General features: G+C 38.0%; 13 protein-coding genes. 8 read left to right on the top strand and 5 right to left on the bottom strand.

Features of this window, described 5'->3' with window-relative positions; genetic code table 11:
* Positions 1 to 78: 78 nt before the first annotated feature.
* The 3 genes from IAE19_RS05520 to efp all read right to left on the bottom strand — a co-directional run bounded on the left by IAE19_RS05520 (position 79) and on the right by efp (position 3222).
* The gene (locus IAE19_RS05520) at positions 79 to 378 is read right to left on the bottom strand and encodes a YbdD/YjiX family protein (protein WP_200459941.1); all 300 of its coding nucleotides are present in this window, start codon (positions 376 to 378) and stop codon (positions 79 to 81) included.
* Complete coding sequence (locus IAE19_RS05515) at positions 375 to 2486, bottom strand: carbon starvation CstA family protein (protein ID WP_200459940.1); 2112 nt, start codon at positions 2484 to 2486, stop codon at positions 375 to 377. Before IAE19_RS05515 ends, IAE19_RS05520 begins: the two co-directional genes overlap by 4 nt.
* Before the next feature lie 166 nt (positions 2487 to 2652).
* The gene (gene efp, locus IAE19_RS05510; protein ID WP_200459939.1) at positions 2653 to 3222 is read right to left on the bottom strand and encodes an elongation factor P; all 570 of its coding nucleotides are present in this window, start codon (positions 3220 to 3222) and stop codon (positions 2653 to 2655) included.
* A gap of 70 nt (positions 3223 to 3292) precedes the next feature.
* On the opposite strand from efp, the gene epmB reads away from it, so the two are divergent.
* From epmB to IAE19_RS05495, 3 genes are read left to right on the top strand one after another with little or no spacing between them, the layout of a single operon-like run.
* Complete coding sequence (gene epmB, locus IAE19_RS05505; protein ID WP_200459938.1) at positions 3293 to 4309, top strand: EF-P beta-lysylation protein EpmB; 1017 nt, start codon at positions 3293 to 3295, stop codon at positions 4307 to 4309.
* Between the two features lie 15 nt (positions 4310 to 4324).
* On the top strand, positions 4325 to 6076 hold the full coding sequence (locus tag IAE19_RS05500) for a GTPase (RefSeq protein WP_200459937.1): 1752 nt from the start codon (positions 4325 to 4327) through the stop codon (positions 6074 to 6076).
* The gene (locus tag IAE19_RS05495; protein WP_200459936.1) at positions 6058 to 8193 is read left to right on the top strand and encodes an EAL domain-containing protein; all 2136 of its coding nucleotides are present in this window, start codon (positions 6058 to 6060) and stop codon (positions 8191 to 8193) included. Before IAE19_RS05500 ends, IAE19_RS05495 begins: the two co-directional genes overlap by 19 nt.
* 125 nt (positions 8194 to 8318) lie before the next feature.
* Here IAE19_RS05495 and carO read toward each other — a convergent pair whose 3' ends face one another.
* A complete protein-coding gene (gene carO / locus IAE19_RS05490) occupies positions 8319 to 9071 on the bottom strand; it encodes an ornithine uptake porin CarO type 1 (protein ID WP_200459935.1) in 753 nt (250 codons plus the stop codon).
* 278 nt (positions 9072 to 9349) lie between these two features.
* Between carO and dapD the strand changes: the two genes are divergently transcribed.
* The 5 genes from dapD to IAE19_RS05465 all read left to right on the top strand — a co-directional run bounded on the left by dapD (position 9350) and on the right by IAE19_RS05465 (position 12646).
* Positions 9350 to 10171: a 2,3,4,5-tetrahydropyridine-2,6-dicarboxylate N-succinyltransferase gene (gene dapD / locus IAE19_RS05485; protein WP_200459934.1), complete on the top strand. Its 822-nt coding sequence runs from the start codon at positions 9350 to 9352 to the stop codon at positions 10169 to 10171.
* 97 nt (positions 10172 to 10268) lie between these two features.
* Positions 10269 to 10979 carry a 7-carboxy-7-deazaguanine synthase QueE gene (gene queE, locus IAE19_RS05480; RefSeq protein WP_200459933.1) on the top strand — a complete coding sequence of 237 codons (711 nt, stop codon included), beginning with the start codon at positions 10269 to 10271 and terminating at the stop codon, positions 10977 to 10979.
* Between the two features lie 38 nt (positions 10980 to 11017).
* Entirely contained in the window at positions 11018 to 11686 is a 669-nt protein-coding gene (gene queC / locus IAE19_RS05475) for a 7-cyano-7-deazaguanine synthase QueC (RefSeq protein WP_200459932.1), read from the top strand.
* Between the two features lie 16 nt (positions 11687 to 11702).
* Positions 11703 to 12113 carry a hypothetical protein gene (locus IAE19_RS05470; protein WP_200459931.1) on the top strand — a complete coding sequence of 137 codons (411 nt, stop codon included), beginning with the start codon at positions 11703 to 11705 and terminating at the stop codon, positions 12111 to 12113.
* Positions 12114 to 12181: 68 nt separating this feature from the next.
* Positions 12182 to 12646, top strand: coding sequence for a peroxiredoxin (locus tag IAE19_RS05465; protein ID WP_200460273.1), 465 nt, complete (start codon positions 12182 to 12184; stop codon positions 12644 to 12646).
* A 28-nt stretch (positions 12647 to 12674) separates the two neighbouring features.
* Here the strand turns inward: IAE19_RS05465 and IAE19_RS05460 are convergent, their stop codons facing one another.
* The gene (locus tag IAE19_RS05460) at positions 12675 to 13247 is read right to left on the bottom strand and encodes a YceI family protein (protein ID WP_200459930.1); all 573 of its coding nucleotides are present in this window, start codon (positions 13245 to 13247) and stop codon (positions 12675 to 12677) included.
* Positions 13248 to 13277: the final 30 nt, after the last annotated feature.

Genomic DNA, 13277 nt, shown 5'->3' with positions numbered 1-13277 from the left:
CACAAACTTCCTTAATAAAAAAGGTGTATGAATTAACATACACCTTTTTTGTTTTTTTCTAAAGAAATGAAACAGATATCAACATGGGCACTTTTTTAAGTTCCCGTTGGACGGATAACGTGAATCCACACAATGCCGATAAAATGTCTTGGCATCCATTGGTTCCAGATCAGCATGATGTTTTCGCATATGTTCAAGGTAAGTGTCATAATCAGGGACACCTACCATTAAACGAAAACTTTGCTGTAACCGTTTAAACAATGTGGCAATACGTGACCAGTTCTTTGGAGAAAGCAATACGTCTTTCTGCGACAGAATAGTCATTTTAATGATTTTAACAATCACTGCACGACCATTATGAGCTATTTTCAGATTCATGAGCCTTCACCTCGTGTTGAAGCAGGTACGCCTGTTTCAGGATCTGCATACACCGCTGGAGCTTCATGAGTCGTTGGTTCACGGCTAGCCAAAGCACGACGAATCACTCCAATAGATGCAATTACCATCACCACTGCCACGATCATAAAGAAAGCACAAAGTACGGCATTAATTTGATTGGAAAGCACCACAGTTTGCATTTCAGCCACAGTTTTAGCTGGAGCCAACATTTCACCGCGACCCATCGCATCTGAAAAACGATTTGCTTGTGCAAGGAAACCAATTTTCGGATTTTCATGAAAAATCTTTTGCCAACCCGCAGTCATACAGGTGATTAACAAGAAAATCGTTGGGACAATCGTGACCCAAACGTATTTTTCTTTCTTCATTTTAAATAAAATCACTGTACCAAGAATAAGGGCCATTGCTGCCAGCATTTGGTTGCCAATACCAAATAAAGGCCATAATGAGTTAATTCCACCTAAAGGGTCGACTACGCCCTGATAAACGAAGAAACCCCAACCGCCGACTGCGACAGCAGTACCAATCACATTGCCAACAAATGATCCTGACTTTTTAATCGCAGGAATAACAATACCCACTGTATCTTGCACCATAAAACGGCAAGCACGCGTACCAGCATCGACCGCAGTTAAAATAAATAATGCTTCAAACAAAATAGCAAAGTGATACCAGAAAGCCATCATTGAGCGATTATTAAAAATTTCAGAAATGATATGCGCCATACCAATGGCGAAAGTTGGTGCACCGCCTGTACGCGATAAGATGGTAGACTCGCCTACTTCCTGAGCAAGTAAAGTCAACATTTCAGGTGTTACTACAAAGCCAATATTACGCACAGCTTCTGATGCACTTTCAACAGTAGTACCTAATACTGCGGCTGGCGCATTAATGGCAAAATAAACACCAGGATCAAGCACCGTGGCACAGATCATCGCCATAATGGCAACAAATGATTCCATCAGCATGCCACCATAACCAATCACACGGATATCTTTTTCGTTTTCGATCAGTTTTGGTGTAGTACCACTTGATACTAATGCATGGAAACCTGAAATTGCACCACAGGCAATCGTAATAAATAAGAATGGAAATAAACTACCAGCAAAAACTGGGCCCGTGCCATCAATAAAGTGAGTGACTGCTGGCATTTTTAGCTCAGGTAATGCAACAACAATACCGATTGCTAAACCGACAATTACCCCAATCTTAAGGAAAGTCGATAAATAGTCACGCGGCGCAAGTAATAACCAGACAGGTAAAACGGAGGCAATAAAACCATAAATGATCAGACACCATGTTAATTGCGTTCCAGTTAAAGTAAAAAATGGCCCCCAGTATGGATCAGCCGCGATATGACCACCGTAAACGATCGCCAGCATCATCAGTACAAAACCAATAATTGAAACTTCTGCAATTTTTCCGGGACGTATATAACGCATATATACCCCCATCAACAATGCGATTGGAATCGTTGCTGCAATACTGAATACGCCCCATGGACTGTGCGCAAGTGCTTTTACTACCACCAGTGCCAATACAGCCAGAATGATGATCATCACACCGAGCGCACCGAGCATCACCACGACACCCGCAAATGAGCCAAGTTCCTGTTTTGCCATTTCACCCAGCGACTTTCCATCACGTCGTGTAGAAATAAACAAAACCAGAAAGTCTTGAACTGCACCAGCCAAGACCACACCGACTAACAGCCAGATTGTTCCTGGTAAATAACCCATTTGCGCTGCGAGAATTGGACCGACTAAAGGCCCTGCTCCTGCAATAGCGGCGAAGTGATGCCCAAATAAAACGTATTTATTTGTAGGTACATAATCCAGACCATCCGCCAAACGATGTGCGGGTGTTAAACGTCTCGAATTAAGTTCAAATACACGAGTGGCAATAAATAGACTATAAAACCGATAAGCAATGCTATAAACACAAACTGCAGCTAAAACCATCCAGACTGCATTGACATGTTCACCACGACTAATTGCCAAAATCCCAAAAGAAACGGCACCAATAATCGCGACTAGACTCCAGAGTAATTTTGAGGGGAGTGTAGATTTCCTTTGAATTGTATCCATTCATGACCTCATTATTTATGATTAACTGCCCTAAAATTCAGTTCCATCTTTTATAGAGAATTTCCTTGTGACTTTACTCCTCATCTTGTTATTTTCATCTAATACTTTGGCATAAAAAAAGGGATGATTGTGATCATCCCTTTCATAATAGTCTATTTTTAAACCATTATGCACGCTCTAAATATTCACCAGTACGGGTATCTACACGAACGCTTTCTTCCTGCTGAACAAATAACGGTACGCGAACTACAGCACCAGTTTCAAGTTTCGCAGGTTTACCACCACCACCCGATGTATCACCACGAACACCTGGATCAGTTTCAACAATTTTTAAAACCACGAAGTTTGGTGCGCTGACATTTAATGGTACGCCATTAAATAACATAATACTGCATTTTTCATTCGAGTCATCTTTTAACCATTTAGCAGCATCACCCATGGCAACTTTATCTGCAGCGATTTGCTCGAAGGTTACAGGATCCATAAAGTTCCAAAGCTCACCATCATTATATAAGTAGTCCATTTCTACTTCTACAATATCAGCAGCTTCCAATGAATCACCAGACTTAAACGTTTTTTCTAAAACTTTACCTGTTTTAAGGTTACGAAGTTTTACACGGTTGAATGCCTGACCTTTACCAGGTTTAACATATTCGTTTTCCATGATTGAACATGGGTTACCGTCAAGCATGACTTTAAGGCCTTGCTTGAATTCATTTGTAGAATAACTGGCCATGACTGGCACACTCCAAACTTACTAACTTAAATGTATTAATGCTAGACTAGCATTATTTTTTCCGTGTCGCATGATAAACTATTTGTATCAAGAGCAAAACTGGCAAAAACAACTCAATGATCTAATCATTGATCCGTTAGAGCTGTTAAATGTATTACAACTGTCTAAAGAACAATTGTTATCTGGTGCTATTCTTGCTTCAAAGGATTTTAAATTACGTGTACCTCGTGCTTTTGTAGAAAAAATGCAACTGGGAAATCCTCTTGATCCCCTGCTTTTACAAATTTTACCGCACCATCTTGAACTTATGGAACATCCTGAATTCGTCTCAGATCCGCTGGGAGAAGAAGCGGCCAATCAACTTCCAGGGGTGTTACATAAATATAGCTCCAGATTTTTACTTACCTTGACTGGTGCTTGTGCAGTTCATTGTCGTTATTGTTTTCGCAGACATTTTCCTTATCAGGAAAATTTGCCAAAAAATGAAGACTGGCTAAATATTAAAAACTATATAGAAAGTCATCCGGCTATTCATGAAGTCATTTTGAGTGGCGGCGACCCTCTTACGCTGTCCAATCGTAAATTACAACTCTGGCTAGAAAGAATTGAATCACTCCCACAGATAAAAATTTTGAGAATTCATTCACGAGTTCCGATTGTTATTCCCAACCGTGTCGATGAAGAGCTCATTTCTCTATTAAAAAACAGTAGGCTACGCATTATAGTGGTGGTACACTCAAATCATGCTTCAGAGCTTGATGAATATACCTGTAACAAGCTTGCTGCGTTATCATTTGAGCAAATAACTGTGTTAAATCAGGCAGTTTTACTTAAGGGTGTGAATGATAATGCACAAACACTGATTGACCTCAGTCATCGATTGTTTGAAGCTCGTGTTATGCCCTATTACTTACATGTTTTAGATAAAGTGAAAGGTGCACAGCACTTTGATGTTGTATCATCAAAAATTGACCATATATATCAGGAAGTCTTAGCGAATTTACCGGGTTATCTGGTTCCTAAGCTGGTTAGGGAAATCGCGGGCGAAAAAAATAAAACACCGCTATTTGGGGTTTCAACATTTTGAGTTGAATAATAAACTATGATGAATCAAACTTTTACGGATATTTTTGAAACATCTACAGCGTTAAGTCGAGATGAATTAAGCTTTAGTGAGTCAAATGTTAAAGCAGTTTCGGACTGGGTTTCATCATTATCCATTATGCAATTAGGGGATACTTCTCGAGCTTTATTTTCGGCATTAATTGAATTATCTGAACTAAATTGCTCTGAAACATTGCGTTTTGATCTACTACAAACCATGCATCCCGTGCTTGAAAATGTGTTAGCAAGTTTTGAAAAACATTTTTTCAATCAAGGACTTATAAATACAGATCGAAACGAGCATATTATTGAGCTGGCAATCTTGTTACGCAAACATTTTGCAGGCATTTATATTGATATCGTCAGACGTAGCACCGAGCAACTCGATCAAAATAAATTTTCTGTGTTTGCATTACATAAGAAAAAAAATCTGCAAACGGCACGAACTCTAGCGATATTTTATGGCCTGCAACAACTTACTGAGTTATTGTACCAGGAACATATGCTTTATAGTGAACCAATGGCTGGACAATGGTTAATCGCACATTATCTGTATGAAATTGCAATGAAGTCTCATGTACATTTGATCAATATCAATCAATTACAAGGTACTCAAAACCAACTTAATAATATTACACAAGCCTACGCACAACTAATCTTACTGGATATTTTAAACACCAATCAGATTCGTCAGGCTGAGATACAAGCTTTATATCAATGTAGTTATGATTGGGCAAAAAAAATACAGATTTATCCCAAAGAAACCACGCTATCAAAATATGTTATTGATACAAAAAAAGATCATCCTCCTGTCTATAACAAACATCAAAATTCAGGATTTACACCTTCTGTGTATGTGGTGATACAGGATTTACTTGAACATATTACTGCGACTTTACACCGTAATGCCGATTATCTTTCCCAAACTGAGAAAATCTATTTAAGTCCAGCACTTAAGTTTCATGTACAAAATATTCTAGGCACAATTGCTGAACGGCAACATGAACGTTACGAATATTCAGCGCAGTTACAAATTTGTTTTGGTTTACTGACAGCACATTTTTATTTATCCAAAGCCAAAAATTTTAATGAAACCTTACAGCTTGATAGTCATTATGGGTTTCAAAATAGTTCAAAAACTGCATCTGGCTTAACCCAACAAGAATCATCAGCTCATGTACCTAATAATCAGCGATTAAACCGTGAAGCTAAACTGATTTATCAAACTGAAGTTCTTGATATCAGTGTAAATGGTTATCGGATTAAATGGACTGAAGAAGCTCCCAAAAATTTAAGAACGGGTGAATTTATACTGGTTAAAGAAAATACGCATAGCCAATGGCGTGGTGGGGTAATTCGCTGGATTAAACAGTCTGCTGAAAAAAGTCTGGAAATTGGTCTGGAAATCCTTGCTCAAGATATTTTTCCATGTGCGGTTCGCGTACAGGCAGACCGTCATAGCAATAATTATTACCCTGCCTTACTCATGCAAAGTCAAAATCTTGATCAGGTCAAAACCACACTCATCTTACCAGGTTCACAAATTTTTAGAGAACAACAAGGCATTCATTTAAGGTTAGAAAAAGAAGAGTTCAAAGTTTATTTGCTCAAAGCTCAGCTTATTACGCAAAGCTTTGTACAATTTGACTATGAACTTTTAGATGAGCAGCAACAGAATAGCCTGAAAGACTTTATGTTTAAGCAGGTCAAAGATTCAGATAATCAAGATTTATGGGAAGCTTTAAAGTGAGAAACTCGTTACTTTCTAAAAAGTTAAAATTAAGCAAAACACGTTTACTCATTATTGATGATAACCAGCTTCGTTATAATCAAATTATTGAACTGTTTGAATCCAAAAATCATCAGGTTCAAGCTACTTTGCTTGATGATCTAAATACATTTGAAAAGCAATTGAATATTGGCTGGGACATCGTCATTTTTGGACGTGCTTATGACTTGAAGATTGAACAGGTGCTTTCCCTGATTCAAGCTTCATCTCAACCTAATTTGCCCGTTCTTTTGTTGACTCCAGATCAATATGCTTCAAATGAATATCTCAGTTATATTCAAAAAGGCGTCTATGAAATTATTGACCTTAACTTGCCTGAACAAGTATATATTGCAATTGTCAGAGCCTTATCTTATAGCCGCCTGCAACAAAATGAACAGCGTTTACTGGAAGAACTAGATACTGCGCATTCGCATGTTCAGTCCAAAATAAAAGAAAGTAATAAAGCCGTTGCTACTCTTCAAGAAGGGATTCATACCAAGGCTAACTCAGAATATTTAGCAATTTTTGGTTTAAAAAGTGAGAATGAGTTAATTGGATTACCGATTCTGGATATTTTACAGCCAACAGATCTGAATCATTTTAAACAAAAATTCAAACGCGTTTCTCAAGGCATATTTGATCAATCAAGTCTTGATATCGTATCTAGAAATCCAGCTATAACCGTTTCAAACCCATTAAAAATCGAGTTCTTACCTTGCGATGATGAAGAAGACGCAGTGCAACTCACTATTGAATGTGAAGAAAATAACATTTCCACTGCTCCTCAAACGTCTATCCCTTCTCAATCTATTGAATCAGACAAACTTTCTCCGACGATTAATGCGTTTAATGCCATTAATCGCCAGCTAAACAAACAACCTGCGGATGCCAATGCATTAGTCGTTATCACTCTTTCAAGCTGTCCAGACGATGCGTTTAAGTACACGCTAGAAACGATCAAAACCTATTTTTCCAGCATTTATGGATTTATAAAAGAGCAGGTAAATGTTTCTGTTTTTAAGATTAATCCAGTTTTATACGTAGCCCTATTTCAGGCAGAATCTGATCAAGTCTTAAAATCTCAATTAATTAGTCTAAAATCTTTGGAAAAGCCTCAATTATTGAGTGTTGGAAGTTCCACACTCGCTCTCCATTTACATTTAGGCTATCTGGTTTTAAATCAACCAAACATTAAAGATGAAAAAAGTTTTGATCATTTGTTAGAACAGGCATTTGCTCAACGTTTGCCAAATATGGAACAAAGTTTGTCTCAACGTGACTTAGGTCAGGTAACAGGTCTAAAAGAACTCAGTATCAGCACAGAGAATATTCCTAAAGTACAACAATCAATTCTTCAAGCACTTCAGCAAAAACTGGATGCGAGTGATATTCATTTAAAATATCAGCAACTTTATGATAAACAGGATAGTGATCTCTATACTTATGAAGTAACCAGTGGTTTTATTTATGATAATAGCTGGCAAGACATTAATCAGTTACCCGATTTGCGGGATGACCCCGAACTTTCCATCAAGGTTGATCGCTGGATTCTTGTTGAAGCATGCAAGCAGTTACATAATTTTTTAACGCAATACCCAACTGCTAGACTCATTATTAACTTAAATCGTCATATTCTTTTAAATGATAAGCAATTGCCTGAGTTAATGAGCAAACTTTTGACCATTGTCGGTAGTCGAGCAAAAGCTCCTCTAACTTTGCAATTTTCTGAAGAATCAATCAGTCAAAATTTACCCTTAGCTCAACAACAATTTGCTAAATTAAAGCAAAATGAAGTTGAAATCTCTGTGCGTGATTTTGGTATGTCAATGTATAGCGAATCTATTCTAAGTCAGATTGATCTTGATTCCCTAAGCTTGCATCACAACTTATGTAAAATGCTAAGTTCAGATAAAGATCTCCCTCAACTTCAACAAAAGCTGGAAAACTTTCATCATATCAAGCCTGTTGAAATTTTAGCACGGGATTTAAATGATATGACGATGTTTGCAAATGCATGGAACATTGAAGCCCGTTACTTACAAGGTAATTATTTCCAAAAGAAATTAGATCGATTGACGGATGTGCAAGATCAATAGCCAATAGGACATAATAAAGAACCCATAAAGGATTTATTGTTGTTTTACATTTTTATGCTTATCTCAAATAAAAAGAACCGCAATTGCGGTTCCTTTTTATTGTATTTGATTAAGTCAGAATAATCTTACCAATAGAAGTTTACACCAACTTTACCAACTGGTAACCATTGGTACTTATCATCGTTACGGATTTTGTTTTCTTCGTTATCCACAGCTTCTTGAGCACCTGTAGTGTTGCCTGTTACTGGAGCAAGATTGTATTGAGCTAATTCAACTTTCGGATTTCCTGTATAATACGCCCCGACTTCTGCAAACACCCCCCAATTTTTATTAAATTTTGGTGCAAAACCAAAACCTAAATATGGAGAAATATTGTTTTCGTAGCTCATTTTCCCACGAACACCGCCTTCTTGTCCTGCAACTGCCTGTTGATAATTCTTACCATCAATAGACAACGTATCGCCATTACCAATACGCTTCGCAAGATCATAATCATTATCTAAATACGCTGCACCTGCTGCAACATATAACCCTTGAGCCCACGGATTAGCACTTGCGCCCCAAGGACGAATTTCAGCATTTAAATAGATATTGTTGTTATCCATATCAAGGTCATACTTCGTGCCATTTACCGAGACATCATCTGTCCAAGAAATATCACCACCGTTATAACCCAAAGCCAAACCTACATATGGATTCGCTTGCCACAGCAAAGCACCACCATAACCTGTTGTCCCAACTTCAGCACGAACACCAACTGGTAAAAGTTGTTTTTGATCAAATGCATAATGATCCTGTACAACAGTATCGTCCGCCATTGTGGTGCCTGCTACAGCAGCTAAAGCACTAGCAACTGCAATTAGTTTTAATGTTTTCATTGCTATCTCCTCAAAAGATTTTTCTCAAACTTTCATCTAAAATGAATTTTTTTGTGTAGAGGTATCTTATGAGAAAGATTGGATGGGTTTTATACAAGAATTGATCATTTTCTGTTAAGTTTTGATACAAATGAGTTTGGTTATTGTTTTTAAAGCAATTATTCGTAATCTTTTTTATCAAAATTTAAAAATAGTATTTTTTTAATGAATCTTTTCTTTCGCAAGATTATTCAGGCTATTTAGTGTAAAATTGTTCAAATTTTTTCGGAAGGAAGAACATGTCTCAGCTTTCTACAATCATTGAGCAAGCATTTGAAGATCGTGCAAATTACTCTGCAACGGATTGTCCAGCAGAAATTCGTGATGCAGTTGAGCAAGCGATTTCAGGCTTAGATAACGGTACATTGCGTGTTGCTGAAAAAATCGATGGTGAGTGGGTTGTTCATCAATGGCTTAAAAAAGCAGTATTGTTATCTTTTAAATTGAATGATAACAAGCCAATTGAATCTTGTGATTTACGTTTTTATGACAAAGTAGATACGAAGCATGCAGGCTGGACCGAAGAACAGTTCAAAGCCGCGGGTGTACGTGTTGTACCTCCTGCTGTAGCGCGTCGTGGTAGCTTTCAGGCAAAAAATGTGGTGTTAATGCCCTCTTATGTCAATATCGGCGCATATGTCGATGAAGGCACAATGGTGGACACTTGGGCAACTGTAGGTTCTTGTGCGCAAATTGGTAAAAATGTTCATTTATCTGGCGGTGTAGGAATTGGTGGCGTTTTAGAACCATTACAGGCAAATCCAACTATTATTGAAGATAACTGCTTCATCGGTGCGCGTTCTGAAATCGTAGAAGGTGTGATAGTTGAAGAAGGCTCTGTGATTTCAATGGGCGTTTATATTGGTCAGTCTACACGTATTTATGATCGTGAAACTGGTGAAATCCATTATGGTCGTGTACCCGCTGGTTCTGTAGTCGTACCAGGTAACCTTCCTTCAAAAGATGGAACTTATAGCCTGTATGCAGCAATTATTGTCAAAAAAGTGGATGCACAAACTCGTGCTAAAACTAGTTTGAATGATTTATTACGTGCTGACTAAGCTATAATCTATTGTTGCGGAACTTTTGCGGTTCCCTATCTCTACGCTCAAGTCTGATCGTAGAGATTTTTGTTTTCTACGATGTGGTATTTCTGCAATGACTTCTCTACGCTCAACGACTATTCCGGTATCAGATCCTGCAGCGGGTCTTCGTATTACGGAAATTTTTTATTCCTTGCAGGGAGAAGCCAATACCGCAGGTTTGCCCACTGTTTTTATTCGTTTAACAGGATGTCCCTTACGCTGCACTTATTGTGATACTACTTACTCTTTCGAGGGTGGCGAGCGGCAGTCTCTGGATCAGATTATTGAAACGGCTTTATCGTTTAAAACACCTTATATTTGTGTGACGGGCGGTGAACCACTTGCACAACCCAATTGTTTGCATTTATTAACGCGTCTTTCAGATTTGGGCTGTCAGGTATCTTTAGAAACAAGTGGAGCACTGGATGTATCCAAAGTTGATCCTCGCGTATCTAAAGTACTAGACTTAAAAACGCCAACTTCTGGTGAAGAAAAACGTAATCTTTTAAGTAATCTAGATTATTTGACCCCTTATGACCAAATCAAATTTGTGATTTGTAATCGTGAAGATTATGAGTGGTCAAAACAGCAATTTCACCTATATAAACTGGATCAAAAAGTAAGTACAGTCTGGTTTTCTCCAGCATTTGCAGTTGAAAAAGGTTCAGTTAAACTACCTCAGTTAGCGCGTGATATGGCGCAATGGATTTTAGAAGACCATCTCCCAGTGCGTTTTCAATTGCAATTACATAAATTGCTTTGGAACGATGAAACAGGTCGTTAATCCACTTTATCTTGTTATTTATTTTTGGAGAATATCATATGCGCCCTCGTGCCATTGTTTTATTATCAGGCGGCTTAGACTCGACAACTTGCCTAGCTTGGGCACAAGCGCGCTATGAATGTATGGCGCTCAGTTTCATGTACGGACAACGTTCCACCACTGAACTGGATGCAGCCAAAGCACTTGCTCAACGGGCAGGAGTTGAACATCGTATTATTAATATTGATTTGGGTAATTTAGGTGGATCAGCCCTCACCGATCATAATATCGATGTCCCAGATCATGAACAAGAAGGTATTCCTATTACCTATGTACCAGCGCGCAATACTATCTTTTTATCTTATGCGCTTGCCGCTGCGGAAGTATTTGGGGCTGAGGCTATTGTAATTGGTATTAACGCGGTCGATTATTCGGGTTACCCAGATTGTCGTCCAGAATATATTGATGCATTTACAAATATGGCACGATTAGCAACAAAAGCAGGGGTAGAAGGAAAACCTCTTACATTTGAAACACCTTTGTTACATTTAACCAAAGCGAATATTATACGCTTAGGTATTGAACATGGCGTAGACTATAGTCAAACTGTCTCATGCTATCAAGCGGATGCTGAAGGTCGCGCATGTGGAAAATGTGATAGCTGTCGTTTACGTAAACAAGGGTTTATTGAAGCTGGCATCGCAGATCCCACACGCTATATACCATAATAATCAGGTACTATTTATGAAATTATTCAACACTAAACTTATCCTTTCTTCACTTATGGCTGCTGCTGCATTTACAGCAACGGTTACTCATGCTGCGGATGAAAATAAGCTACAACAGGCTTACAAAAGCACAAATGTTAAAGGTGCTTTAATTAACCTTTGTAAAGATGAAACGGGGAAAGGCAATAAATTGACTGCTGCTGAAGTCAATAAATATTGTACTTGTGCTGTAGAAGCTGATGGTAAAATGACAAATGCACAGAAGTGGGAAGTGCAAAGTGCCATTAATGCTAAGAAAAGCCCAAGTTCTTTAGCGTTTGTACAACAGCAAAATAAAGACCTTCAAGCATGTTTTGGTCCACAACTGACTGGCAAGCTAAAAGGCTTAACTGAAGAAGCAATGAAGTCTGCTCAAAGCAAAAAATAAGCAGCAATGATTTAATTGACTGGCCACTTTATGTGGCTAGTTTTTTATGGAGAATATGGAGAACAATGATGAGCAGCGAAAATATTTCATTACCCAATCAAACATTCCCTACAACGCAAGGTGAAATTAATTTAGCAGACATTCCTGCTGAATGGTTGATCATTTACTTTTACCCTAAAGATTCAACACCTGGTTGTACCACTCAAGCAGTCGGATTTTCATGCTTAAAAGATCAATTTGATGCATTGGGTGCAACTGTAATTGGCATATCTCGTGATTCAGTTAAAGCACATCAAAACTTTACTGAAAAGCAAGCGTTGACTATTGATTTAATCAGCGATAAAGAAGAAATTCTGTGCCAACATTTTGATGTGATCAAAGAAAAAAATATGTATGGGAAAAAAGTAATGGGCATTGAGCGCTCAACTTTTATTTTCCATAACAAACAATTGGTTAAAAGTTATCGGAAAGTTAAAGCGGCTGGACATGCTGAGCAAGTGCTTGAGGATGTAAAAGCTTTGCAACAAGTGTAAAAAAGGCCTGAAAAGGTCTTTTTTCTATTTATAAGGATGCGATTTTAAGCGTGCCATTCATATGGATATGAACAATTTCACCCATTCCACCAAGAGCAGGTTTCATCCCAAAATCACTTCGTCTAATTTCAGTTGAAGCCGAAATATTCATTACCTCAGGGTTTTGTGTGGGTTGGATAATAGCTACAAAAACTACAGGCCTAGTCATACCTCTCAAAGTTAAATTACCTTCAATAGCATATTTTGAATGACCATTTGCCTGAAAATGTGTACTTTTGAAGGTAGCTTCTGGATATTTTTCTATATTAAAAAAATCAGGTCCAAGTACCCTGTTTTTTAATGCAGGTTGAGTCAGAGATAAACTTTTAGCATCCATCACAAATGTCGCTTTAGACTGCTGTAGTTCATCTGGGTTGAACTGAAAATTGAAATTTACCTGATTAAAGGTAGCATCTATGGTTTTTAAGCCTAAATGCTGAATATAAAATCCAATATTCGGTTTACTATTTAAACTCCAGTTCGCTGCCTGCGCATGGGCAGTAAATATGGATAAAACCACTAAGGCAGATAACTTTCCAAAATGCATTATCTTCTTTTTCATAACTTTTGGTCGATTAAATATCGCACTTCC

Source organism: Acinetobacter sp. S40 (assembly GCF_016624705.1).
Classification (GTDB): Bacteria; Pseudomonadota; Gammaproteobacteria; order Pseudomonadales; family Moraxellaceae; genus Acinetobacter.
The sequence above is the reverse complement of the archived record's forward strand: the minus strand, read 5'-3'. Positions and strand labels throughout refer to the sequence as shown.

Excerpts from the sequence above, each read along its gene's own strand:
- IAE19_RS05520 (WP_200459941.1), bottom strand. The coding sequence starts at position 378 with ATGAATCTGAAAATAGCTCATAATGGTCGTGCAGTGATTGTTAAAATC.
- IAE19_RS05515 (WP_200459940.1), bottom strand. The coding sequence starts at position 2,486 with ATGGATACAATTCAAAGGAAATCTACACTCCCCTCAAAATTACTCTGG.
- efp (WP_200459939.1), bottom strand. The coding sequence starts at position 3,222 with ATGGCCAGTTATTCTACAAATGAATTCAAGCAAGGCCTTAAAGTCATG.
- epmB (WP_200459938.1), top strand. The coding sequence starts at position 3,293 with ATGATAAACTATTTGTATCAAGAGCAAAACTGGCAAAAACAACTCAAT.
- IAE19_RS05500 (WP_200459937.1), top strand. The coding sequence starts at position 4,325 with ATGATGAATCAAACTTTTACGGATATTTTTGAAACATCTACAGCGTTA.
- IAE19_RS05495 (WP_200459936.1), top strand. The coding sequence starts at position 6,058 with ATGGGAAGCTTTAAAGTGAGAAACTCGTTACTTTCTAAAAAGTTAAAA.
- carO (WP_200459935.1), bottom strand. The coding sequence starts at position 9,071 with ATGAAAACATTAAAACTAATTGCAGTTGCTAGTGCTTTAGCTGCTGTA.
- dapD (WP_200459934.1), top strand. The coding sequence starts at position 9,350 with ATGTCTCAGCTTTCTACAATCATTGAGCAAGCATTTGAAGATCGTGCA.
- queE (WP_200459933.1), top strand. The coding sequence starts at position 10,269 with ATGACTTCTCTACGCTCAACGACTATTCCGGTATCAGATCCTGCAGCG.
- queC (WP_200459932.1), top strand. The coding sequence starts at position 11,018 with ATGCGCCCTCGTGCCATTGTTTTATTATCAGGCGGCTTAGACTCGACA.
- IAE19_RS05470 (WP_200459931.1), top strand. The coding sequence starts at position 11,703 with ATGAAATTATTCAACACTAAACTTATCCTTTCTTCACTTATGGCTGCT.
- IAE19_RS05465 (WP_200460273.1), top strand. The coding sequence starts at position 12,182 with ATGAGCAGCGAAAATATTTCATTACCCAATCAAACATTCCCTACAACG.
- IAE19_RS05460 (WP_200459930.1), bottom strand. The coding sequence starts at position 13,247 with ATGAAAAAGAAGATAATGCATTTTGGAAAGTTATCTGCCTTAGTGGTT.